Below are 23,348 nucleotides of genomic sequence, written 5' to 3'. Positions count from 1 at the left end.
GGGCGGCGCGCCCGGCGGCGACGGCGGCGATCGCGATGCCCGCGAGCGCCACGCACACCGCGCCGGCGAGGACGGCCCACAGGGTGGGGCTGGTGCGCGCGCCGGTGGAGCGCACGGTGAACAGCACGGCCGCGCAGCCGGCGAGGGCGACGGCGACGGGGGGCAGGACCGCCAGGCGCAGCAACTGGGACCGTATGTGGGCCTCGGGCAGTGCGGGGGCCGTGCGGGCGACCGGTCGTCCGTGCCGTCCGCCTTCGCGGCGGTCTGCGCGTGCGGCCGGTGCGCGGAGGTGTGACATCGGTGTCCTCGTACTGGTCCGTCGGTCGGGGCCCGGACGCGCGGTCTCGCGTCCTGCGGGCATGCGCCATGGAGATGCCGGCCGGCCGGACCGGAGTGCGGTCCCGCGTCGCCCGACGGACACTCACAGTAGTCGCCAACGCATCATGTGCGGTGGGCAGTTGACAAAGTCCCTCGCAAAGCGTCCCGCTCTGGTATGAGGCATCGCACGACAGACCGATAAACCCGTCTCCTCATCAGGCACGAACCAAAAGAGACCGATCAGGCCTGGTCAGAGCCAGTCGATATCGGCCACACCATCGATGCCCCTTTCCCCGCCCCAGCCCTCTCCCCTGCGGACGCGCAACCACTCGCCGGGCCGTTCACCACCGCCCGCCCCTCTCGCCCGGCTCACCGAAGGCCTAGGGGGAGCATCACTCAGTGTGACGCCTCGTCGTGCCGAACACGCCGCGCGGGCTCCTCGGGACGCACCGGGAACGGGCGAGGGACATCATGGGTGAAACAGGGAGTACAAGGCATATCGGGGATCGCGAGATCCACGGTGCCCTACGAGCGGGAGCCGGCGCGCGATGGCGAGTGGTAAAGCACGCTTCGACGACATCTACGGCCAGGCGGATCCGCGGGCGTACTTCACGCGGCTCGGCCCGCTGGAGTACGAGATCCCGCACCACGCCCAGCCGGTCTTCCGCCGTGTGGCCGCCGAGCGGGCCGCGCTCGACGACGGCCTGCCCGGCGTCCCGGCGGTGCTGGACCTGTGCTGCTCGTACGGCATCAACGCGGCGCTGCTCAATCATGACGTGACCCTGGCGGAGCTGTACGAGCGCTACGGCTCCCCGGCGGTGCGGGACATGTCGACGGCCGAGCTGGCCGCCTGGGACAAGCGGTTCTACGCCGAGCGGCGCCGCTCCGACGCGCTGCCGGTGTACGGCCTGGACGTCTCGGTGCCCGCGGTGGGCTACGCCCGTGAGGTGGGCCTGCTGGACGCCGCCTTCAGCGACGACCTGGAGCAGTCCCCGCCGGGTCCGGAACTGGCCCGCGCGCTCTCCGAGGTCGGCCTGGTCACGCTCACCGGCGGCGGCAGCTACGTCACGGAGCGGACCTTCGCCCGCCTGCTGGACGGTGCCCGGCGTCCGATGTGGGTGAGCGCGTTCGTGCTGCGCACCGTGTCGTACGAACCCGTGATCGGGGCGCTCGCCGACCGCGGTCTGCGCACCACGGCCGACACCGCCCGCACCTACCCGCAGCGGCGGTTCACCGACGAGCGGGAACGGCGGTACGCGATCGAGGCGGTGCGGGCGCTGGGGCACGATCCGGCGGGGCTGGAGGAGGCCGGGCGCTTCCACAGCGTGTACTACGAGTCCCGCCCCGGCGCGTCGTCGCGGCCGGGGCGGGAGGGGGTCTAGCAGGCGGACCGACGATCGGAGGGCCGGATCAGCGGCCGGGCCGGAAGTCGGCCTCGAAGGCCGCGAAGGCGGCTTCTTGGCGCCACTGGACGGCCGCCTTGGGGCTGCTGTCCAGCAGCTGACGGCAGGCCCGGCCCGGCCCGGCCGTGCCCGGGCGCTCGCCACGGCAGGCGTCGACGGGGCGGTAGCCCTGCGCGGTCGGGTTGCCGCGCCACAGGCTGTCGCCGGGCAGGAAGGCGTACTCCAGGGAGGCCCGCGCCAGGTCCTTCAGCTGGCGGTAGGACAGGCCGTAGCTCTGGGCGGCGTACCGGTACTCGTGGCTGATGTCGATCCGGGAGACCCCGGGGTCGTCGGTGGCGAGCACGACGGGCACGCCGTACGCCCGGTACGTCTGGAACGGGTGGTCGGCGCCCTTGACGCCGAGGATCTGGGCGTTGCTGGTGAGCGGCACCTCGACGGCGACCTCGCGGGCCGCCATGGTGCGGGCGGTACCCTGCCAGTCGTCCTCGTGGACCAGGTCGACGCCGTGGCCGACGCGTTCGGCGCCGGCGACCTCCACGGCCTCCTTGATGTGGAATCTCAGGTCCTCGGGCTTGACCAGCCCCGGCCACAACTCGCCCGCGTGCAGCGTGACATGGGCGTCCGGGTACTGGTCGCGCAGGAAGGCCAGCATGCGCATGTGCAGGCGGTAGTCGCGCAGCGAGGTCTCCCCGTCCTCGGGCTGGACGAGGTTGACGGCGACGAACCGCGGGTCGCGCTCGGCGAGCCGCATCGCGAGTGCCATCTGGACGAAGACCCGCTCCCGGACGCTGTTGCGGGACACCTGGGAGATCCAGCGCACCGGCAGCGCGCAGCCCGGCCGGGGCCGATCGGTGTCGCAACGCGCCTCGGCGCGGAACTCGGCGGTGGCGGAGTCGGCCTCCTTGCGGGCCTCGGCGACCAGCTTGTCCAGCCTGCCGTCCGCGGTCAGCGCGCGGTGCAGGGCGGCGAGGTCGTCGTTCCAGCCGACCTCGGCGGCGAGCCGCTTGGCGCCCTCGGAGGCAGGGGTGGCCATGGTCTCCAGGTAGAACTGGTTGTGGCGGACCACGTCGTCGGCCACCTGGGCGAGCAGCTTGCCGGGGTGGCGCCAGGTCACCTCGCCGAACTTCCCGAAGGTGGCGAAGAAGTGGTCGTGGCCGTTGCCGTCCGCCGGGAAGTCCTGCATGGACCAGGCGCGCAGGATCGTGTCGTGGAAGGCCCGGTCCGTGCGGGCGTCCGCGGCGGGCCGGGTGCCCGGTCCGCAGGGCGGGGGAACGGCGGTCGTCGTGGCCGTGTCGATGCACAGGCCGTCCTCGGCGGCCAGCTCGATCAGATACTCGGTCCGGACGGCGCCGGAGAGGTGGTTGTGCAGCTCGCCGCCCTTGGGCAGGCGCTCGAAGAACTCCCGCAGGGCCCGCGGGTTCTCGCGGATCGTGCGCAGATAGAGGTCGGTGCGGGCCTCGCCTGGGGTGGCCGGGCGGGCCGGACCGGGGGCGCCGACGGAAGCGGTCCGCGCGCTCGTGGTGGCGGTGCGGTCGGTGGTGCGCGCCTCGGCGGGCTGTGCCGAGGCGGGCAGTGCGGACAACAGCGGCAGCAGGCCCAGCGCGCCCAGACCGGCCAGCAGCGGGAGCCGGCGGGGGCGGGTGGGTCGGTGGTGTTCGGCAGTCACCGCCGCATGATCGCGAGCACGCGGCCGGCCAGGGGCCGTTCCGGGCCGATGTGCGGGGCGATGCCACCCGACCGGAGGACGGCCACCGCGCTGCGGGCTGACGTCAATCGGACGAACAGACAGGTACGTTGGCGTCGGCTTCCGGCCGGGCACCTGCCAGGACTGGACCGAGCGCCGCCCGCACCTGGCGGGCGCGGTGGCCGCGGGCGTGTACCGGCACGCGCTCGACCGGTCCTGGCTGGTGCCCGCCGAGGGCTCCCGCGTCGTACGGCTGACGGAGGAGGGCCGCGAGGCGTTCCGGCTCCGTCTGGGCGTACCGGACGAGGCACTCGGCGGGGCGGGCTGAGGCCCGCGGGGCGGCCGTTACGAGGGTCCGCGGCCGCTCACGGTCCCGGACTCCCCGGCGTCCGCGGCGCCGGTTCCTCCGGAGTCCGCGGCGCCCCCTCCCCCGGAGTCCGCCGCGCGGGCTCCTTCCGCCTCGCCCGCCTTCACCCGCCCGACGAAGGCCAGCGGCGCGGCGGTGAGGGTGGCCGCCGCCATGACCGTGGCGGTGACCGTGGCGTCGCCGGTGAACAGGCTGCTCGCGACACCGGTGAACACCGTCACGAGCAGGGCCCGGCCGCTCATGGTGAGCGAGGAGGCCGCTCCCTGGAGTGCGGGGAACACCTGGAGGGACCGCCCGAACACCACGGGGTACAGGGCGGCGTAGCCCACGCAGAACACCACGAGCGCGGCCGTGGTGCCCACCGGCCCGTCACCGAGCAGCAGGAACAGACCGACGCCCACGACCGTGGCGGCCACCGCGCAGGCCACCGTGCGCTCCGGGCCGCCGAGCAGGTCCATGAGCCTCGCGGCGTACAGGCTGGTGAGCGCGAACGACGCCACGACCACCAGCAGATGGGCCGCGAAGCCCAGCGTGGACAGCCCGAAGCGGTCCATGTACAGGAACGAGCCGGCCGCGATGAACACCATGTACGCCGCGAACAGCAGGCTCGGCACCAGCGACGCCGCGAGGAACCGCGGACTGGACAGCAGCCTGCGGTAGTCGGCCGCGACCCGCCGGGCGCCGCCCTTCACCCGCTCACGCCCGCCGGTCTCGGGCAGGAACAGCGCCATCAGCACGAGCGCCGCCAGCGTGACGGCGAAGACGACCGCGTAGGTGCCGCGCCAGCCGAGGGTGCGGTTGACGACGCCGCCGAGGGCGGGCGCGGCCGTCATGAGCGCCGACATGGCGGCGTTGGTGAGGCCGAACATCCGCAGCATGCTGGGGCCGTCGTAGACGTCGGCGATGATGACGAACACCAGGACGACGGAGGTGCTGGCGCCGAAGCCCTGGACGAACCGGGAGGCGAGCAGGAACCCGATGTCCGGTGCGAGGGCGCACCCCAGCGCGCCGATCAGCATCACGGTGTTCCCCGCGAGCATGACGGCCCGCCGGCCGAACCGGTCCGACAGCGGACCGTGGACCAGGGCGCCCAGGCAGTAGCCGAGGAAGTTGTAGGTGACGGTCAGCTGGACCGTCGCCTCGGACGCGTGCAGCGCCCGGGCGATGTCGGGGAAGCCGGGCACGGACATGTCCAGCTCGACGATGGCGCCGCTCAGCGCGATGACCAGCAGCGCGGGCAGGAATCTGACGTTGTCGGTGTCTCTCATGACCTCGTACGGGACGGACCCGGCCGGTGCCGGCGCCGGTGCCCGAGGGGCACGCGAGGCCGCGCAAGGCCACACGAGGCCGCGTCAGGGCACAGATGGGCACCGGTCGGGTGAGGGGAGGAAAAAGGGCACGTCGAAGCGAGCCGTCCGCACCGCGGTACGGCTCAGCGGTACGTCCGAGGTCTTCGGATCAGTGGCCACCACACCCCGTGAGCGTTACGCGGCCCACGCCCCGCCCGCTCACCGCAGGTGGCCCATCGCGCCGACTGCACCGAGTCCCTCTCCGGCTCCGCTGTCTCCCTCACACGAGGCTGTCGCCGCTCATCGTAGGGAGCCGGACACGGGTCGCCTCAACCGGTTTTCTCACCCCCTACGGGGCGCGTCTCACCGCTCGCCCGCCAGGTCGAGGTCCTTGGGGCCGGCTTCACCACCGGCGACCGTGCTCTCCGCGGCGGCCGTGCTCTCCGCGGCGGCCGTGCTCTCGCTGGCGGCCGTGGTGGCCGTGGCGGCCCCGGCGGCCGCCGTCACCTCGGCCGGCGGCCGGCGCCACGGGTGGGCGATCGGCCGGGACACCGCGCGCCACCAGGCGTCCGCCGGAAGCTTCCCGGCCGGTTCGAACGGCTCGCCGGGGCGCGGCAGGGCGACGGCCTGCCCGGCCTCCTCCGCGGCGTCCTTGGTCCACTCCCCCGGCTCGGCCCAGGCGTGCGGTGCCAGGTTGAAGGTGCCCCAGTGGATCGGCAGCAGCACCCCCGCGGGACTGCCGCCCTGGAGGTCGAGGTGGGCCCGTACGCCCTCCTCGGGGGTCATGTGGATGTCCGGCCAGAAGTCGCTGTACGCCCCGATCTGGATCATCGTGGCGTCGAAGGGGCCGTACGCGGCGCCGATGTCCTGGAAGCCGGTGAAGTAACCGGTGTCGCCGCTGTGGAATATGCGGTGTTCCTCGCCGGCGACGGTCCAGGACGCCCAGAGGGTGTGCTGGGTGTTGCGCAGGCCGCGGCCGCAGAAGTGGCGGGCCGGGGTGGCGGTGAGGGTGAGGCCGCCGACGAGGGCCGACTCGTGCCAGTCCAGTTCGCGCAGGCGGGCCGGGGACACGCCCCAGGCCTCCAGGTGGGCGCCCACGCCGAGCGGCACGGCGAACAGGGTGTCCGTCCCGGCCAGCGCCTTGATCGTGGGCATGTCCAAGTGGTCGTAGTGGTCGTGCGAGATGACGACGACGTCGACCGGGCCGAGCGCGGCGAGCGGCAGCGGCACGGGGTGCAGGCGGCGCGGGCCGGCGAAGGGGAACGGGGAGCAGCGCTCGCCCCAGACGGGGTCGAACAGCACCCGTTGCCCGTCGATCTCGGCGAGGACACTGGAGTGGCCCATCCACGTCAGCCGCAGCCCGGTGGCCGGGGGCTTGGCGAGGTCGGCGAGGGTCGTCGGGTGGACCGGCACACGGCTCGCGGGAGTGCGGCGCGGGCGGGCGTCCTTGTCGAAGTAGACCTTCGCGAAGTCGCGGGCCGAGCCGGAGGGGCGGATCCGGGAGGGGCCGCCGGGGTTCTGGAAGACGCCGTCCTTGAAGTGGGGCGATCTGCGGATCCGTGCCAGGCGCTCACCACCGGGGTCCGCGCCGAACGCCGCGGGCCGCAGGGCGCGCAGCCCGGAGTTCGGGGAACGGGAAGCGGCCACGGTACCTCCAGGTGGAGTCGGTGAGGCCTCCCATTATGGTCCGCCCCGCCGACACCGCGGCGGGCCGGTCGGAAAGGGGCTCCACTGCTGAACGGTGGTTCAGCAGCCCGAGCGCCGCGGCCGGCAGCGGTGACGGCCGTTAGGGTGACCTGATGGCGAGAGTCCGGTTGAGCGTCGAACAGCGGCGCGAGGAGTTGCTGCGGGCCGCGGTGGAGCAGATCGAGGCGCGGGGCGTGGCGGCGGTGCGCATCGCGGACGTCGCCTCGGCGCTCGGGGTGAGCAACGCGCTGGTCCTCTATCACTTCTCGACCAAGGAGAAGCTGGTCGCGGCCGCCTTCGCGTACGCCGCCGAGGATGATCTGGCCCGGCTGCGCGGGCTGCTCGGCCGCCGCACCACCGCGCTGCGCCGGCTCCGCGCGGCCGTGCGCTGGTACGCCCCCACCGGCCAGGCCAAGGGCTGGCGGCTGTGGATCGAGGGCTGGGCGGCGGCGCTGCGCGAGCCCGCGCTGCGGGAGGTCACGCGGGACCTCGACCGGCAGTGGAAGGCGGCCTTGACCGAGGTCGTCGCCGAGGGCGTGGCCGCGGGCGAGTTCCACTGCCCGGACCCCGAGGCCACCGCGCTGCGCCTCACCGCCCTCCTCGACGGGCTCGCCATACAGCTCACGTCCTACGAGGGCGCGGTCTCGCGCACACGCGCCCAGCAGTGGGTGGACGGGGCACTGAACCGGGAGCTCGGGCTGTCGCAGGGCTGAGGAGACGTCTCGCCGGCCATCCCGCGCCCCTGTCCCCTCCCCGTACCACTCCGCGCGATCCCCCCGCCGGCCGTAACGAGGGGACCGCGCGAAATCGCCGAGACCGGGACCGAGCGAAACCGAAACCGAGACCGAAAGAGACGGTCGTCGGCGGGGGCTCCCTTACGCCACCGCCGCGATCCGCATCTTGATGTCGTCCGGCGAAAGGGTGCCCTTCGCGGTGACGTGGTCGCCGGAGGACTCGCCGCGCAGCCGGCGGCCGATCCAGGGCACCAGGTACTCGCGCGCCCAGTGCACGTCGTCCCGGCGGACCTCGAAGGTGCCGCGCGGCGGCAGCGGGGGCCACGGCTGCTCGGGGTCGGCGGGGACGGGCAGCCCGAGAGCCTGGCCGGCGCGCAGGGCCACGCGGGTGTGGCCCTCGGGCGAGAGGTGCAGCCGGTCGTGGTCCCAGGCCCGGCGGTCCTGGACGGACTTCAGGGACCACAGGTCGAGCACGGGGCATCCGTACCGGTCGGCGATGGCCCGCACGTGCCCGTTGTACGTGGCGATCTTGCCGCGGAGGTGCTTGAGCAGCGGCACGCCCCGGGTGTCGAAGCCGGTGGTGACGAGCACGGTGCCCGCGGCGGCGGTCAGCGCGGCGACCGCCCGCTCGAACCGCTCGGCGACGTCGTCCGGGTCGGTACCGGGCCGGATGATGTCGTTGCCGCCGGCGCAGAACGAGACCAGATCGGGCGCCAGTTGGATGGCCCGCGGCACCTGGTCCGCCACGATCTGGTCGAGCAGTTTCCCGCGCACGGCGAGGTTCGTGTACGCGAAGTCGCCCTCGGGCCTGCGGTCCGCGAGCAGCACCGCGAGCCGGTCGGCCCAGCCGACGAACGCCCCGTCGGGGCCGGGGTCGCCGACGCCCTCGGTGAAGCTGTCCCCCACCGCCACGTACGACCCGATCACTGATCTGCTGTCATTCTTCGAATCGTCTGCCACAACGGCTCATGATTCACCCTCGAATGTGACTTACGCGACCGTAGGCAGGGGTTGACGGGCGGTGAGATAAGCCACTCTTCAAGGATTGGTCAACTACGGAATAAGCCGCCACACGCGGAAGTCACTGATGCGGAAGTGGCTCCACACCGTCCGGAACGCGAAGTGGCCCGCGGTGTACGGTTCCGGGTCCGTGTAGTCGAACACGAGCCGCCCGTTGTTCCACCACTGGACGGTCGGTCCCGCGGAGACGATCCGCACGCGGTTCGGCCCGTTGGGCACGAGCAGCGGCTCGGTGTAGTCGAACACGAGCGGCCGGACACCGGCCTCGCCGATGTACCGGCGCAGCCGCGTGGTGGTGTTGTGGTTGGCGCCGTATCCCGCGTAGTACGTCGTCAGGTGGTCGTACTCCGTCAGGGCCCCGCCGCGCGGGGTGGCGAACAGGTCGTGCGGGGAGCGGACGTCCGTGGCGTTCCAGAAGTTGTTCAGGTCCGAGACACGGTCGTTGGGGCCGCCGGCCGCGACCGGGGTGGCGGTGTACGCCAGGACGTACGGCCCTTGGAGCCTCTGCCGGAACCACACCGTGGCCCCGCTGGGCACATCGATGTCCAGTACGCCGCGGGAGGCCGTGACCGTGCCGCCGTCCTGGAGTTCGGCGGCCCACTTACCGAGGCCGTGGCGGAAGTCGTCGCGGGCGATGAGCCGGGGGCGGCGGCGGGGCGCGGCCTGCCCGGCGTGCGCGCTCGCATCCGTGGTCGCAGTCGTGGCCGCGCTCGGGGTCGGGGCGAGGGCCGCCAGGGCGGCGCCCGTGGCCAGGGTGGCGAAGGCTCTGCGTGTGGTGGTCACGGGGGACGGCTCCTCGACGGATGGAGAGCGCGGAGGGAAAGCGCGGATGCACAGCACCGGCAGAAAGCGCTTGCCACTGACGACGGTCACTCTGCCATGGACATACGGCCGCGCACACGCCGAAGGCCGGACCCGGGGTCGGGGTCCGGCCTTCGGCGGCGTGTGCGGCCGGGGTCAGGAACCGGCGCGGCAGGGAGTCGTCAGAGGGAGACGCCCTTCGAGCGGAGGTAGGCGACCGGGTCCACGTCCGAGCCGTAGTCCGGGGTGGTGCGGATCTCGAAGTGCAGGTGCGGGCCGGTCGAGTTGCCGGTCGAGCCGGAGAGGCCGACCTGCTGACCGGCGGTCACGGACTGGCCGGCCGACACCGACAGCGCGGACAGGTGGGCGTACTGGGCGTAGTAGCCGTCGGCGAGCTTGATGACGACCTGGTTGCCGTACGCGCCGGCCCAGCCGGCGGAGACGACGGTGCCCGCGCCGACGGCCTTGAGCGAGGTGCCGGTCGGGACGACGAAGTCGACGCCGGTGTGGTAGCCGCTGGACCACATGCTGCCCGCGACCTTGTAGGCGGTACCGATGCCGGCGCCCGCGACCGGAGCGGTGTGACCGCCGGCGACCGTGGCGGCCTGGGCGGCGGTGGAGGTCTGCGGGGAGGACGCCGCGGCCGGCTTGGCGGACTGCGACTGCGCCGACTCTGCCGTCTTCGCCGACTCGGCCGACTCGGACTTCTTCGAGGCGCCGGACGACTGCTGCGACGAGCCCTGGGAGGACTGCGACGGCTTGGACTGCTCGGCGGAGGAACTCTTCGGCGCGGAGGCGGCGGCCTTCTTGCCGAGGGTCAGCTTGAGGCCGGGGTGGATCAGCGACGGGTCCTCGCCGACGGTGGCGCGGTTGTCGGCGTAGAGCCGCTGCCAGCCGCCGTCGACCTTCTGGTCCTCGGCGATCTTCGAGAGGCAGTCACCGGACTTCACGGTGTAGATACGCACACCGGAGTTCTTCTCGGCGGACTTTTCCGCGGCCTTCTTCGCCGCGGACTGCTGCACGGACGCGACGGACCGGGTGGTGTCTTCCGCGGCGGTCTGCGGGGTGGCGGCATGGGCTGCGGCGGCCCCCATGAGGGGCAGCGCGAGCGCGGCTCCACCGGTGCCGGCGACGGCGATGGAACGGGTGAAGCGCTGGGTCTTCGGACGGCGGTGCTTACCCTTCGCGGGCATGGCGAATTCCTCTCCGGCGCCTGCGAGGTGAGCTGTCGGGTGCGGACTGGAGATGTCCGGCCGCGCCGAGACGCGGCTTTACCCCAAGCCTGTTCCGAGGACCGGAACAGGCGGTGAAAACCTGTGGGTCCCCCGCTCCTGCCGTGCACGGGTGGGTTTGCGCGGGCACCAGGCGGCGGCAGGATTCGGCGTTCCGCCTGGATCGGTGTGGAACGTAAGCGACCTGGACGCACGGGGACAAGCGAAAGGTTGCCCTCTGTCGCTTTTCGATCTCTTCCGCCCCGGAATTCACGGTCACACTCCGTCGATCACGGAGCCTTCCTTTTCCGTGAACACCCTTGAAAACCGGGAGAATTACGTGAACATGACGGGCGACTCACCGTCACGAATATGAGCCTCCTCACGTGACACCGCTCCAGAACTCTTTATTCCAGAGCGAGTTACGACTAAGGCTGCAATTCGGACAGATCGCTCAGATGCGACGGAGGCGGAGAACCGTCGCATCGAGGTCGCCTCGCAGTCCGAGGCGCACCCCGTGGTGCAGCAGCACGGCTCCCCGGTGCACTTCGCCCGTTTCACGGCATTCGTACGCCGCTGTCGGGTCGAGCCCGCGCAGCCGCAGCGCCGGTACGGGCTCCCCGTGGTGCTGGGACTGCAGCCAGGCGAGGACGACCGTCTCGTCGCCGAGGACGTACTGCACGGCGCTCAGCCCGCCACCCGGAGGCCGCAGGCGGTACAGGTCGCCGCGCTGGACCAGCGGCCGGATCTCCTTGTAGAGGTCCACCCAGCCGCGCGCCTCGGCCAGCTCCTCGTCGGTCCACCGGGTGAGGTCGCCGCCGATGCCGAGGACCCCGGCCATGGCGCTGACGAATCGGAATCTCAGGGAGCTGGTCCGGCCGTTGAGCTGGGTGTTGGGGCTGTCGGTGACCCAGGCGGCCATTACGCACGCGGGGTGGATCTGGCTGAAGCCGTGCTGGATGGCGAGCCGGTCGAGCGGGTCGGTGTTGTCGGAGGTCCACACCTGCTCGGTACGGCCGAGCACCCCGAGGTCGATCCGGCCGCCGCCGCCCGAGCAGGACTCGAAGGCGACGCCGGGATGGGCGGCGCGCAGCCGGTCCAGCAGGGCGTACAGCGCCCGTACGTGGTCGGCCCACAGACGCTGCGGGTAGGAATCGCCGGGCCAGCCGGCGTCCGTGAAGCAGCGGTTGAAGTCCCACTTCACATAGTCGACGGGGGCGCTGGAGAGCAGGGTGTGCAGCCGCTCCCACAGGTACTCCTGGACGTCCTCGCGCGCCAGGTTCAGTACGAGCTGATGGCGAAATTCCGTCCGCTTTCGTCCTGTCTGGTGCTGCACCCAGTCCGGGTGGGCGCGGTACAGCTCGCTGTCCGGGTTGACCATCTCCGGTTCGACCCAGATCCCGAACCGCATGCCGAGGGAGTGCACCTCGTCGGCGAGCGGGCCGAGGCCGGCCGGGAAGCGGTCCGGGTTGGGCGTCCAGTCGCCGAGGCCCGCGCGGTCGCTGGTGCGGGCGCCGAACCAGCCGTCGTCGACGACGAACAGCTCGACGCCGAGGCGGGCGGCCCGCCGGGCGAGCGCGCGCTGGCGCTCCTCGGAGATGTCGAAGCCCGTCGCCTCCCAGGAGTTGAACAGCACCGGCCGGTCCCGGTCCGCGCCCGGGACGATATGGGTGCGCTGATAGGCGTGCCAGGCGCGGCTCGCGCCGCCGAAGCCCTCGTCGCTCCACAGCCCGGCGAAGACGGGCGTGGTGAAGGACTCCCCCGCGGTCAGCCGCGCCAGCCCCGAGTCGTCGTGCCCGGCGCCGCCGGTGATCTGCACGCGCGCGTCGGGCAGCCGGGCGACGGCGATCCGCCAGGAGCCGGACCAGCCCAGGGCGCAGCCGTAGACCTCGCCGCGCTCCTCGGTGGCGTCGGTGTCCGCGGCGACCCAGGGCAGGTGCTGGTGCCCGGTGTGACCGCGGCGGCTGCCGATGACGTGCTCGCCGTAGGTGAGCGGCGCGGCGGTCAGCCGGGACTCCGCGGCCCACCGGCCGTGCAGATGGGACAGCCGCCAGCCGTCGCGCTCGGGGAGCGTCCAGGTCGCGGAGTCGGCGCGCAGCAGCTCCGCCGCGGGACCCTCGTTGCGCAGCGTCACCCAGCGCTCGACGACGTCTCCGCGCATCCGGTAGTGCAGGGTGATCGTCAGTGCCGCGTCCCGGAACCGCAGCCGCAGCTCCTCGTCCGCGCTTCCCGCGTGGGCGATCTCGTGCGTCTCGAACGTCCACTCGGTGCCGCGGCGCTCGTCGGTGCGCACGGACAGGGCGGGGGGGACGAACCGGGGGCCGCCTTCGACCGGGTACTCCTCACGGCCGTCGAGCGCGGACTCGAACGGCCAGGCGTCCGGCAGCGGCCGGGCGGCGAGGGCTTGGGCGTCGGCGAGCGAGATCCTGGGCCCCCAGTGCAGGTGGACCAGCTCGTCGTCCTCGGTCAGATGGACGGCGTACGCGCTCTTCGGCCCCGACAGCAGCCACGTCCGCCCGTCCCCGGCGATCTCCGGCATGACGCCCCCCCACACGTTCCGACAACCCCGCTCACACCCCAACATCATCAAGGCGCGGCGGGCCTTCCGGCAACGCCTGTGGACAACTCCCGCCCGGCGGGGTATGCCCCCTGTGGACAACTCATTGCCTCAGGAATCCGTGTCGTATGGTCAAAGGCGTGCCCGCCGACGAGCAGCGCCGGCGGGGCCGACCGGGAGGAGCCCACGTGACGCAGCAGGTCCCGTCGACCGAGCCGGAGCTGGCCGGAGTGCGCAACTTCCGTGACGTGGGCGGCCTGCCGACCGTCGACGGACGCCGGGTGCGGTACGGCGTGCTCTACCGCAGCGGCCACCTCGCGCACGCGACGGCCGAGGACGCGGTCTTCCTCTCCTCGCTGGGCCTGCACACGATCTTCGACTTCCGCAACGCGGCGGACCAGAAGCTGGAGGGCCCGGACGTCGAGCTGCCGGGCGTGCGCAATGTGAACCTTCCGCTGAGCGACCCGGCCGACGGCGCCGAGTTCTGGAAGATGGTGCGCGACGGCGACCTGGACCAGCTGCGGGAGATCCTCGGGGACGGCAAGGCGGCCGACCGGATGATCGCCTCGTACCGCATGATCATCAAGGAGCGGACCGCCGAGCACTCCCGGGTGCTGCACGCCCTCGCCGAGGACAGTGTGCCCGCCCTGATGCACTGCGCGGCGGGCAAGGACCGCGCGGGCCTGTCGGTGGCGGTGACGCTGCTCGCCCTGGGCGTCGAGCGCGACGCGATCCTCGCCGACTACCTGGAGTCCAACGCCAAACACCGGCGTTACAAGGTGCGTCGCAGCAGCAGCTCCGCCGCGGCCTACTCCCCCGAGGTCATGGACCTGCTGAGCCCTCTGTTCGACGCGCGCGCGGAGTATCTGTCGGCGGCGTTCGAGACCATCGAGGAGACCTGGGGCGGCGTCGACGCCTACCTGGAACAGGGCCTGAAGGTCAGCCCGCAGACCCGGGAGCGGCTGCGGGAGCGCCTGCTCGACTGAGTGCTCCGCTTCGCGCCGAGCTCGGCGTGCTACTTCCCGCCGAGCGCGAACAGCAGGTAGAGGAAGGCGGCGAAGGCGTGCCCCGCCACCACGTAGATGAACAGCCGCACCCAGATCTGGCGGTCGGACTTCTGCTGCGAGCGGATCATGACGTCTCTCCGGTGAGATGGGTGGCGGGGCCCAGGCAGAGGGCGGCCGTCGGGCTCTGGAGCAGGGTGTGGACGAAGAGCAGGCCGACCCCGTCCTGGTCGTCCGCCGCGATGCGGTGCGGGGTCAGGGAGTCGAAGTGGGCGCTGTCACCGGGGCCGAGCCGGTGCGTGGTGTCCCCGAGGCGCAGCCGCAGCCGACCCGTGAGGACGTACAGCCACTCCTCGCCGGGGTGCACGCGCACGATGTCGCCCTGGGACCCGTACGGGACGTGGACGCGCAGCGCCTGCATGCCGCGTCCGGGGGCGCCGGCCTGCCAGTACGTCCAGCCGCCGGCGGCGGTCGGTTCCATGGCGGCGCCGCGCACCACGGCGTCCCGGTCGGCTACCGTCTCGCCGAGCAGTTCCGAGACGGTCGTACCGTAGATCCTGGCGAGGGAGAGCAGCACCGGCAGTGACGGCTGGCGCTGCCCGGTCTCCAGCCGGGAGAGGTGCGCGGGCGACAGCCCCGCCGTGCGTGCCGCCGCCTCCAGGGTGAGGGAGGCCCGGCGGCGCAGGGCGCGCAGCTGCGGGGCCATGACCGACAGGTCACCGGACGCCGGCTCGGAGCCGGGTTCGGCGGCAGAGGGGTTCATGGCTCCATTCAGCCGGAGGGTTGCCTCAAGGGCAACTTTCTTGCCCCACAGGCAAAGCCGCTTCGGCAGGCAAGGTCACCGAGTCAGGCGAGGCCACCCCGGTAGCAGGAGCCACCCGCTACCTGCCGGTCATCGCCTGCTTCATCAGTGTCCTGCCGAAGTCCCACATCAGCCCACCGCCGCTGTGTGCCTCGTCCATCACGGCGGTGAAGGCGTCCAGGAACCGGTCCACCTCCCGCTCGCCGATGATCAGCGGCGGGATGAGCTTGATCACTTCCAGGTGGTCGCCGGAGACCTGGGTGAGGATCCGGTGCCGCTGGAGCAGCGGGACGACCACCATCTGCGCGAACAGGCCCTTGCGGGCCGCCTGCAGCATGGCCCACCGGCCGCGCAGCTTCAGCGACCGGGGCCGGCCGAACTCGATGCCGATCATCAGGCCCCGGCCGCGGACGTCGGCGAGCAGCTCGTACCGGTCGATGAGCGCGGTGAGCCGGGACTTCAGCAGCTCGCCGGTGCTGCGGACCCCGGCGACGATCTGCTCGTTCTCCATGACCGACAGCACCGCCAGGCCCGCCGCCATCGCCTGGGCGTTGGACCCGAAGCTCGCCGAGTGGACCAGCACCCGGTCCATCGACGAGTACACCTTCTTGAAGATCCAGTCCTTGCCGAGGGTGGCGCCGACCGGCACATAGCCGCCGGAGAGCGCCTTGGCCACGCACACCAGGTCCGGCTCCACGCCCTCCTCGTGCTGGTAGGCGTAGAAGTCGCCGGTCCGGCCGAGGCCGGTCTGCACCTCGTCGACGATGAGCAGGGCCTTGTGCCGGTGCAGCAGCTCCTGGGCGGCGCGCAGATAGCCGGGCGGCGCCTCGTGGACCCCCTTGCCCTGGATCGGCTCGACGATCAGCGCGGCGACGTCGCCCCGCTTCAGCTCCCGGGCCAGCGCGTCGAGTTCGCCGAGCGGGACGGCCGTGTCCGGCAGCAGCGGGGCGAAGCCGTCCCGGAAGCCGGACTCGCCGTTCACGGAGAGCGAGCCGGTGGTCAGCCCGTGGAAGGCGTGCGCGCAGTACAGGATCCTCGGTCTGCCGGTGGCGTACCGGGCGAACTTCAGCGCGGTCTCGACGGCCTCCGTGCCGCTGTTGCCGAAGAACACCCGGTCCAGGTGCGGGCTGTGCGCGAGCAGCCGCTCGGCGAGCAGGCCGGGCAGCGGCTGGCAGTCGAAGCGGGTGAGGTCGGCGAGGTTCGCGTCGAGGACGTCGTGCAGCGCCTTGCGGACGACGGGGTGGTGGCGGCCGAGGCCCATCACCCCGAATCCGGCGAGCATGTCCAGGTAGTCGTTGCCGTCCGCGTCCCAGAAGTACGCGCCCTCGGCCCGCTCGTAGACCTTGTCGAAGCCGAGGGTGTGCAGCATGCGCGGCAGCTGGTGGTTGAGGTGGCGGGCGTGCAGCTCGTAGCGCTCGGCGCCGCGCTCGGCGAGCAGCGCCCTGAGGTCGAAGTCCCCGGCGGGCGCCGGCTCCGGGGGCTGGGACGCGGATTCCGCGGTGGTCATGCGTGGCTCTCCTCGGACGGCTGTACGTCGACGGCGTTCCCGCCCGTGACCGGCGGGACACCCTTCTGCGCGGGCACGCTCTCCGACTCCGCCCCCACCGGCGGCCGCCCCGCATCCGCCCCCGCAGACGGCCGCCCCGGCGCCGGCACCGGCACCGGCGTCACTGCCTCCTCCGCCGCCGCGCGTGCCGCCAGGCTCGCGCCGACGCGGCCCGCGATCTCGACCGGGGTGAGGCCGATGTCGGCCAGCACCTCGCTCCGCTTGGCGTGGGGCAGGAACTGCTCGGGAATGCCGAAGCGGTGCACCGGTACGTCCACCTCCGCGTCGCCCAGGGCGAGCGCGACCGCCGAGCCGACCCCGGCGGCCCGGCTGTTGTCCTCGACGACGGCGACCAGGCGGTGCCGGGCGGCGAGACCGGGCAGCTCCGGGTCGACGGGTTTGACCCAGCGCGGGTCGACGACCGTGCAGCCGATGCCGCGCGCCCGCAGCAGCTCGGCCGCCTGGAGGCACACCGGCGCCATCACCCCGACGGCGACGAACAGCACCTCGGGCCGCTCGCCGCGGTGCAGGACGTCCATGCCGCCCACCCGGTCCACCGCGGGCACGACCGGCCCCACCGACTCCTTCGGGAAGCGGATCAAGGTCGGCGCGTCGTCGACGGCGACCGCCTCCCGCAGCTGGGCCCGCAGCTGGTCGGCGTCGCGCGGCGCGGCGATTCTCAGGCCTGGGACGACCTGGAGGATCGACATGTCCCACATGCCGTTGTGGGAGGCGCCGTCGACACCGGTCACCCCGGCCCGGTCCAGCACGAAGGTCACCCCGCAGCGGTGCAGCGCCACGTCCATCAGCAGCTGGTCGAAGGCCCGGTTGAGGAAGGTGGCGTAGACGGCGACGACGGGGTGCAGTCCGCCGGTCGCGAGGCCGGCCGCGGAGACCGCGGCGTGCTGCTCCGCGATGCCGACGTCCCAGACGCGGTCCGGGAACCGCTCGGCGAACGGGCCGAGGCCGACGGGGTGCAGCATGGCCGCCGTGATCGCCACGACGTCCTCGCGCTCCTCGCCGATCCGCACGATCTCGTCGCCGAACACCGAGGTCCAGGACGGCCCGCCGGAGGGCGTCAGGGGCTCGCAGGTGAGCGGGTCCATGACGCCCACGGAGTGGAAGTGGTCCTCCTCGTGGGCGAGGGCGGGTTCGTAGCCGCGCCCCTTCTCGGTGCGGCAGTGCACCAGCACCGGCCCGTGGAAGCGCTTCGCGCGCCGCAGCGCCGACTCGACGGCCCTGATGTCGTGCCCGTCGATCGGCCCGACGTACTTCAGTCCCAGGTCCTCGAACATGCCCTGCGGCGCGAAGGCGTCCTTGAAGCCCTTCTTCGCGCCGTGCAGGGCCTCGTACAGCGCGTGGCCCACGACGGGGGTGCGCAGCAGCACGTCCTTGCCCCAGGCCAGCGCCTTCTCGTAGCCGTCGGTGGTGCGCAGGGCGGCGAGGTGGTGGGCGAGGCCGCCGATGGTCGGCGCGTAGGAGCGTTCGTTGTCGTTGACGACGATGATCAGTGGACGGTCCTTGGCGGCCGCGATGTTGTTCAGCGCCTCCCAGGCCATGCCGCCGGTCAGCGCGCCGTCGCCGATGACCGCGACGACATGGCCCTTCTCGCCCTGCACCTGGCGGGCCTTGGCCAGCCCGTCGGCCCAGCCGAGCGAGGTGGAGGCGTGGCTGTTCTCGATGACGTCGTGCTCGGACTCCTCGCGGGAGGGGTAGCCGGACAGGCCGCCCTTGCCGCGCAGCTTGGAGAAGTCCTGGCGCCCGGTCAGCAGTTTGTGGACGTAGCTCTGGTGCCCGGTGTCCCACAGGATGCGGTCGGCCGGTGACTCGAAGACCCGGTGCAGGGCGATGGTCAGCTCCACCACGCCCAGGTTGGGCCCGAGATGGCCGCCGGTTCTGGCGACGGCGTGCACCAGGAAGTCCCTGATCTCGTCGGACAGTTCGGCCAGTTGCGCCTCGGACAGCGCCTTCAGGTCGCGTGGCTGCCGGATGTTCTCCAGAATCGTCACGCTCGGCCCCCTTCGGTCCGTGCTGTGTCAGCTCACGATGACGGCCGGCTCCCCCGACGCGACGCCGTCCTGTTCCATCTGCTCGGCGATCTTCATCGCTTCCTCGATCAGGGTCTCCACGATCCTCGACTCGGGGACGGTCCTGACGACGCTGCCCTTCACGAAGATCTGCCCCTTGCCGTTCCCCGAGGCGACGCCGAGGTCGGCCTCGCGGGCCTCGCCGGGGCCGTTCACCACACACCCCATGACGGCGACGCGCAACGGCACCCGCATGCCGTCCAGTCCGGCGGTGACCTCATCGGCGAGCTTGTACACATCCACTTGAGCGCGGCCACAGGACGGGCAGGAGACGATCTCCAGCCGTCGTTGCCGCAGGTTCAGCGCCTGGAGGATCTGGATGCCGACCTTGACCTCCTCCACGGGCGGCGCGGACAGCGACACCCGGATGGTGTCGCCGATGCCCTGCGAGAGCAGCGCGCCGAAAGCCACCGCCGACTTGATCGTGCCCTGGAAGGCGGGGCCGGCCTCGGTGACGCCGAGGTGGAGGGGGTAGTCGCACCGGGCGGCGAGCTGGCGGTAGGCCTCGATCATCACGACCGGGTCGTTGTGCTTGACCGAGATCTTGATGTCGCGAAAGCCGTGCTCCTCGAACAGCGACGCCTCCCACAGCGCCGACTCCACCAGCGCCTCCGGCGTCGCCCTGCCGTACTTGCGCAGCAGCCGCCGGTCCAGCGAACCGGCGTTGACCCCGATCCGGATCGGCGTGCCGTGGTCCTTCGCGGCCCGCGCGATCTCCTTCACCCGGTCGTCGAACTGCTTGATGTTGCCCGGGTTCACGCGGACCGCGGCGCAGCCCGCCTCGATCGCGGCGAACACGTACTTCGGCTGGAAGTGGATGTCGGCGATCACCGGGATCTGCGACTTCTTCGCGATGGTCGCGAGGGCGTCCGCGTCGTCCTGCGTGGGGCAGGCGACCCGGACGATCTCGCAGCCGGCCGCAGTCAGTTCGGCGATCTGCTGGAGGGTGGCGCCGATGTCCGAGGTACGGGTCGTCGTCATCGACTGCACGGACACCGGGGCGCCGCCGCCGACCGGCACCGGTCCGACCTGGATCCGGCGCGACGGGCGCCGCTCGGCGATCGGCCGGGCCGGCACCTCGGGAATGCCCAGGGGAACGGCGGTCACGAGGTCACTCCCGGTTTCCGGAGACCGTCTCGCGCATGGCCCGCAGGGACTCCTTCAGGGATCCCATGGTGGCGAGGACGGCGGTGGGCTCGTAGCCGCAGTGGGCCATGCAGTTGGCGCACCGCGGGTCCTTTCCGCGGCCGTACTTGTCCCAGTCGGTCTTCTCGATCAGCTCGCGGTAGGTCGGGACGTATCCGTCGCTCATCAGGTAGCAGGGGCGCTGCCAGCCGAAGAGCGAGTAGTTGGGGATCGCCCACGCGGTGCACGGGAAGTCGACCTTGCCTTCCAGGAAGTCCAGGAAGAGCGGGGAGTGGTTGAGCCGCCAGCGGCGCCGGTTGCCGCCCGAGAAGGCCTTCTTGAACAGCTCGCGGGTCTGCTCGACGCCGAGGAAGTGCTCCTGGTCGGGCGCCTTCTCGTAGGCGTACGCGGGCGAGATCATCATCTCGTCCACCTTCAGCTCGTCGTTGAGGTAGTTCAGGACCTCGACGACGGTCTGCGGGGTGTCGGTGTTGAAGAAGGTCGAGTTGGTGGTGACCCGGAAGCCGCGCCGCTTGGCCTCCTTGATCGCGGCGACCGCCTCGTCGAACACGCCCTCCTTGGCGACGGACTCGTCGTGCCGCTCGCGCAGCCCGTCGATGTGCACGGCGAAGGCGAAGTAGGGCGAGGGGGTGAACTTGTCCATCTTCTTGCGCAGCAGCATGGCGTTGGTGCAGAGGAAGACGTATTTCCGCTTCGCCACCAACTGCCGCACGATCTCGTCGATCTGAGGGTGCATCAGCGGTTCACCGCCCGCGATGGACACCATCGGCGCACCGGATTCGAGCACCGCTCCCACGGCCTGCGCGACGGGCATGCGCTGCTTGAGCACCCCCGCCGGATGCTGGATCTTGCCGCAGCCCTCGCACTTGAGGTTGCAGGCGAACAGCGGCTCCAGTTCGACGATGAGCGGGAACTTGTCGCGCCGGCGCAGCTTCTGTTCGGCCAGATATGCAGCGACCTTGATGGACTGGCGCAGCGGCATGGCCATCGGGCTCACCTCCTGGGGAGCAGCACATTACGGTGCCATTCAAAGAAAGCGGGAAGGATGGAACGTAGGACGCGGAAAGCCGATATTCCACCGCGCACCGTGCCGATACGGACGAGTTCATGTTCCGGAGCGTCCACGACCACCCGGACGGCCGCAACCGGGCGCTCGCCCCCGCGCACGGCGCTCAGAAGCGTGGCCGCCGACTCCATGTCGGCCGCGATCGCGCCCGTCGACCGCAGGTCGGCGCGTTCGGGGCCGCGGACCACGTGGTCGGAGCCGGTGAGGGGGCCGGTGTGGACGGTGCGGCCGGGCACGGCGCGCGTGAGTTCCTTGACGAGCAGGTCGGTGCGTGCGCAGGGGACGCTGCCGCGCGGGTCCCGGGTCTCCTCGGCGACGACCAGGTCGCCGGGGTGCATGCCGGGGGCGAGGCCCGCGCAGAAGCCGGTGGCGAGGACGGCGGCACCGGCGAGCGCCGGGTCGGCCAGCACCCGGGTCACCGAGCGCTCGGCCGCCTTCGGGCCCATGCCGGTGCGCAGCACGGTGACGGGCCCGCCCGAGCCGCCGCGGTCGCCCAGGCGCAGGGCCAGGTGCTCGATGCCGAGCGCGCAGGCGATCAGCAGCGGGGCCGGGGCGGGCGGCGGGGTCATCAGCTCCCCTTGGCCCCGGCGAGCGGTTTCCTCGGCTGCTTGCCGGAGAACGGCTCGCCGTGCAGGTACCGGCCGAGCGCGGTGAGCGGGAAGACCTGCCGGTAGAGGTGGTAGTTGATGGAGAAGTCCCAGGGGAAGCCGGTGCCGGTGAAGTACGGCTCGTCCCAGGAGCCGTCCTCCCGCTGGGTCGCGACGAGCCAGGCGATGCCGCGCTCGACGGCCGGGGACTCCCGCTCGCCCGCCGCCAGCAGGGCCATCAGCGCCCAGGCGGTCTGGGAGGCGGTGGAGGCGCCGCGGCCGCGCCACTCCTTGGCGTACTTGTAGGAGCGCAGGTCCTCGCCCCAGCCGCCGTCGTCGTTCTGCACCTGCTGCAGCCAGGTCACCGCGCGGCGGATCGCCGGGTGCGCGGTGGGCAGTCCCGCCGCGACGAGTGCGGGGACCACCGAGCCGGTGCCGTAGATGTAGTTGACGCCCCAGCGGCCGAACCACGAGCCGTCCGGCTCCTGTTCGGCGAGCAGCCAGTCGATGCCGCGCCGGGTGCGCGGGTCGTGCGCCAGGCCCTCGACGGCCAGCATCTCCACGACGTGCGCGGTGACGTCGGCGGACGGCGGGTCGATGACCTCGCCGAAGTCGCAGAACGGCAGCCGGTTGGGCAGCGGGCTGGTGTTGTCGACGTCGAAGGCCCCCCAGGCGCCGTTCTTCGACTGCATGCCGAGGTTCCAGCGCACCCCGCGCCCGATCGCCCGCTCCACCAGGTCCGGCTGGGGGTGCCTGACCCGGCGCAGGGCGAGGACGACCTCGGCGGTGTCGTCGATGTCCGGGTAGTTGTCGTTGTGGAACTCGAACGCCCAGCCGCCCGGCGGGAGTTCGGGCCGGCGCACGGCCCAGTCGCCGCGCCGGACGATCTCCTCGCCGAGCATCCAGTCGGCGGCCTTGACCAACTGCGGGTGGTCGGCGGGGAGTCCGGCGTCGACCAGGGCGATGGTGGCGAGGCAGGTGTCCCACACCGGGGACTGGCAGGCCTCGATCATGCGCGCGCCGTCCTCGCGCCAGACGGCGAAGCGGTCCAGCGAGGCCAGGCCCTCGCGCATCACCGGGTGCTGGAGGTCGTAGCCGAGCAGGTGCAGCGCGATGATCGAGTACACGGCCGGCGGCTGGATGCCGCCCCAGCAGCCGTCGTTCTCCTGCCGTTCGATGATCCAGCGGGCGGCGGTGTGCATCGCCGCCTTGCGCAGCCGCTTGGGCAGCACCTTGCGCACGGCGTGCAGGCCCTTGTCCAGCCGCTGGAAGGCGCCGTCCCAGCTGGCCGCGGGGGCGAGCGGCCGCGGCGGGTTCGGGCGGGCGGGGTCGGTGTGCAGCTCGTCCAGCGGGAAGGGCGCGGGGCGCACCGGGCGCTTGGCGGAGACGATGGTGAGGGGGACGATGGTCTGCCGGGCCCAGCAGCCGAAGTCGTAGATGTTGAGCGGGAACCAGGACGGGAACCAGATCAGCTCCGGCGGCAGTTCGGGCAGGTCCTCCCACTTCCACCAGCCGAACAGGGCGAGCCAGATGCGGGTGAAGACCCGGGCGGCGGCGATCCCGCCCCGCGCGCGGATCCAGGCGGAGGCCCTGGCCATGTGCGGCGCGTCCGGGGCGTCCCCGGCCAGCCGCAGGGCGACGTACGCCTCGATGGTGGTGGACAGTTCGCCGGGGCCGCCGTAGAAGGTGGCCCATGTGCCGTCCTCGCGCTGTTCGCCGCGGATGAAGAGGGCGGCGGCCCGGGTGGTCTCCTCGTCACCGATGCCCAGGAACTCACGGAGCAGCAGGTCTTCGGCGTCCATGGTGACGTTGGTCTCCAGGTCGCCCTTCCACCAGCCCTCCGCGTCCTGCCGGGAGAGCAGGAAGTCGGTGGCGCGCAAGGTGGCGCGGACGGCGGCTTCGTGGGCCCCGGCCGCCTCGGGGATGGTGTCGGTGTCGCTGGCCGCGGCAGCGCGGGCCGGCAGGGCCGCCCCGGTGCTTCCGTCGGTCGTCGCTGTCATGGCTTCCCCTTCGTGCAGTCCTGCAAGGCGTGCTGTCTGC

Annotated in this window: 19 protein-coding genes, 1 pseudogene and 1 riboswitch; of the genes and pseudogenes, 4 read left to right on the top strand and 16 right to left on the bottom strand. The window is 72.2% G+C overall.

What is annotated here, in order from left to right; translation table 11 throughout:
• A pseudogene (locus tag AB0K92_RS22710) lies at window positions 1-298 on the bottom strand (ATP-binding protein); the annotation flags it as partial.
• Between the two features lie 568 nt (window positions 299-866).
• Here AB0K92_RS22710 and AB0K92_RS22705 point away from each other — a divergent pair.
• Window positions 867-1,700: a hypothetical protein gene (locus tag AB0K92_RS22705; RefSeq protein ID WP_365925565.1), complete on the top strand. Its 834-nt coding sequence runs from the start codon at window positions 867-869 to the stop codon at window positions 1,698-1,700.
• 28 nt (window positions 1,701-1,728) lie between these two features.
• Here AB0K92_RS22705 and AB0K92_RS22700 read toward each other — a convergent pair whose 3' ends face one another.
• Window positions 1,729-3,387: an adenosine deaminase gene (locus AB0K92_RS22700; protein WP_365925563.1), complete on the bottom strand. Its 1,659-nt coding sequence runs from the start codon at window positions 3,385-3,387 to the stop codon at window positions 1,729-1,731.
• 196 nt (window positions 3,388-3,583) lie between these two features.
• On the opposite strand from AB0K92_RS22700, the gene AB0K92_RS22695 reads away from it, so the two are divergent.
• On the top strand, window positions 3,584-3,733 hold the full coding sequence (locus tag AB0K92_RS22695) for a hypothetical protein (protein ID WP_365925561.1): 150 nt from the start codon (window positions 3,584-3,586) through the stop codon (window positions 3,731-3,733).
• Between the two features lie 17 nt (window positions 3,734-3,750).
• On the opposite strand, the gene AB0K92_RS22690 is transcribed toward AB0K92_RS22695, so the two are convergent.
• Both AB0K92_RS22690 and AB0K92_RS22685 read right to left on the bottom strand, forming a co-directional pair.
• Window positions 3,751-5,040, bottom strand: a complete 1,290-nt coding sequence (locus AB0K92_RS22690; protein ID WP_365925559.1) for an MFS transporter — start codon at window positions 5,038-5,040, stop codon at window positions 3,751-3,753.
• Window positions 5,041-5,424: 384 nt separating this feature from the next.
• Complete coding sequence (locus AB0K92_RS22685; protein WP_365925557.1) at window positions 5,425-6,708, bottom strand: MBL fold metallo-hydrolase; 1,284 nt, start codon at window positions 6,706-6,708, stop codon at window positions 5,425-5,427.
• A 152-nt stretch (window positions 6,709-6,860) separates the two neighbouring features.
• Between AB0K92_RS22685 and AB0K92_RS22680 the strand changes: the two genes are divergently transcribed.
• On the top strand, window positions 6,861-7,460 hold the full coding sequence (locus tag AB0K92_RS22680) for a TetR family transcriptional regulator C-terminal domain-containing protein (protein ID WP_365925555.1): 600 nt from the start codon (window positions 6,861-6,863) through the stop codon (window positions 7,458-7,460).
• Window positions 7,461-7,622: 162 nt separating this feature from the next.
• Here the strand turns inward: AB0K92_RS22680 and AB0K92_RS22675 are convergent, their stop codons facing one another.
• From AB0K92_RS22675 to AB0K92_RS22660, 4 genes are all read right to left on the bottom strand, one after another.
• Window positions 7,623-8,408 carry an SGNH/GDSL hydrolase family protein gene (locus AB0K92_RS22675; protein WP_166005442.1) on the bottom strand — a complete coding sequence of 262 codons (786 nt, stop codon included), beginning with the start codon at window positions 8,406-8,408 and terminating at the stop codon, window positions 7,623-7,625.
• A 126-nt stretch (window positions 8,409-8,534) separates the two neighbouring features.
• Entirely contained in the window at window positions 8,535-9,284 is a 750-nt protein-coding gene (locus AB0K92_RS22670) for a DUF6250 domain-containing protein (protein ID WP_365925553.1), read from the bottom strand.
• Window positions 9,285-9,484: 200 nt separating this feature from the next.
• The gene (locus tag AB0K92_RS22665; RefSeq protein ID WP_365925551.1) at window positions 9,485-10,495 is read right to left on the bottom strand and encodes a peptidoglycan DD-metalloendopeptidase family protein; all 1,011 of its coding nucleotides are present in this window, start codon (window positions 10,493-10,495) and stop codon (window positions 9,485-9,487) included.
• 4 nt (window positions 10,496-10,499) lie between these two features.
• Window positions 10,500-10,696, bottom strand: a riboswitch (cyclic di-AMP (ydaO/yuaA leader).
• 271 nt (window positions 10,697-10,967) lie between these two features.
• Window positions 10,968-13,052: an alpha-galactosidase gene (locus AB0K92_RS22660; RefSeq protein WP_365925549.1), complete on the bottom strand. Its 2,085-nt coding sequence runs from the start codon at window positions 13,050-13,052 to the stop codon at window positions 10,968-10,970.
• Between the two features lie 206 nt (window positions 13,053-13,258).
• Here AB0K92_RS22660 and AB0K92_RS22655 point away from each other — a divergent pair, with 206 nt between their 5' ends.
• Complete coding sequence (locus AB0K92_RS22655; protein ID WP_166003497.1) at window positions 13,259-14,056, top strand: tyrosine-protein phosphatase; 798 nt, start codon at window positions 13,259-13,261, stop codon at window positions 14,054-14,056.
• 29 nt (window positions 14,057-14,085) lie between these two features.
• Here the strand turns inward: AB0K92_RS22655 and AB0K92_RS22650 are convergent, their stop codons facing one another.
• The 8 genes from AB0K92_RS22650 to shc form a co-directional block, all read right to left on the bottom strand.
• Complete coding sequence (locus AB0K92_RS22650; RefSeq protein ID WP_166003495.1) at window positions 14,086-14,205, bottom strand: DUF6126 family protein; 120 nt, start codon at window positions 14,203-14,205, stop codon at window positions 14,086-14,088.
• Complete coding sequence (locus AB0K92_RS22645) at window positions 14,202-14,837, bottom strand: XRE family transcriptional regulator (protein WP_365925546.1); 636 nt, start codon at window positions 14,835-14,837, stop codon at window positions 14,202-14,204. The genes AB0K92_RS22650 and AB0K92_RS22645 overlap by 4 nt, the downstream gene beginning before the upstream one ends.
• A gap of 118 nt (window positions 14,838-14,955) precedes the next feature.
• Window positions 14,956-16,383: an aspartate aminotransferase family protein gene (locus AB0K92_RS22640; protein WP_365925544.1), complete on the bottom strand. Its 1,428-nt coding sequence runs from the start codon at window positions 16,381-16,383 to the stop codon at window positions 14,956-14,958.
• Window positions 16,380-18,431, bottom strand: a complete 2,052-nt coding sequence (gene dxs / locus AB0K92_RS22635) for a 1-deoxy-D-xylulose-5-phosphate synthase (protein WP_365925542.1) — start codon at window positions 18,429-18,431, stop codon at window positions 16,380-16,382. Before dxs ends, AB0K92_RS22640 begins: the two co-directional genes overlap by 4 nt.
• Window positions 18,432-18,458: 27 nt before the next feature.
• Window positions 18,459-19,616, bottom strand: a complete 1,158-nt coding sequence (ispG, locus tag AB0K92_RS22630; RefSeq protein ID WP_365925540.1) for a flavodoxin-dependent (E)-4-hydroxy-3-methylbut-2-enyl-diphosphate synthase — start codon at window positions 19,614-19,616, stop codon at window positions 18,459-18,461.
• Between the two features lie 4 nt (window positions 19,617-19,620).
• Entirely contained in the window at window positions 19,621-20,643 is a 1,023-nt protein-coding gene (gene hpnH / locus AB0K92_RS22625) for an adenosyl-hopene transferase HpnH (RefSeq protein ID WP_365925538.1), read from the bottom strand.
• A gap of 5 nt (window positions 20,644-20,648) precedes the next feature.
• The gene (locus tag AB0K92_RS22620; RefSeq protein WP_365925536.1) at window positions 20,649-21,290 is read right to left on the bottom strand and encodes a 1-hydroxy-2-methyl-2-butenyl 4-diphosphate reductase; all 642 of its coding nucleotides are present in this window, start codon (window positions 21,288-21,290) and stop codon (window positions 20,649-20,651) included.
• Window positions 21,290-23,308 carry a squalene--hopene cyclase gene (gene shc / locus AB0K92_RS22615; protein ID WP_365925534.1) on the bottom strand — a complete coding sequence of 673 codons (2,019 nt, stop codon included), beginning with the start codon at window positions 23,306-23,308 and terminating at the stop codon, window positions 21,290-21,292. Before shc ends, AB0K92_RS22620 begins: the two co-directional genes overlap by 1 nt.
• Window positions 23,309-23,348: the final 40 nt, after the last annotated feature.

The organism is Streptomyces sp. NPDC052687 (assembly GCF_040678395.1).
Taxonomy (GTDB): domain Bacteria; phylum Actinomycetota; class Actinomycetes; order Streptomycetales; family Streptomycetaceae; genus Streptomyces.
Note: the sequence above shows the minus strand (reverse complement) of the source record. Positions and strands in the feature narration are given on the sequence as shown.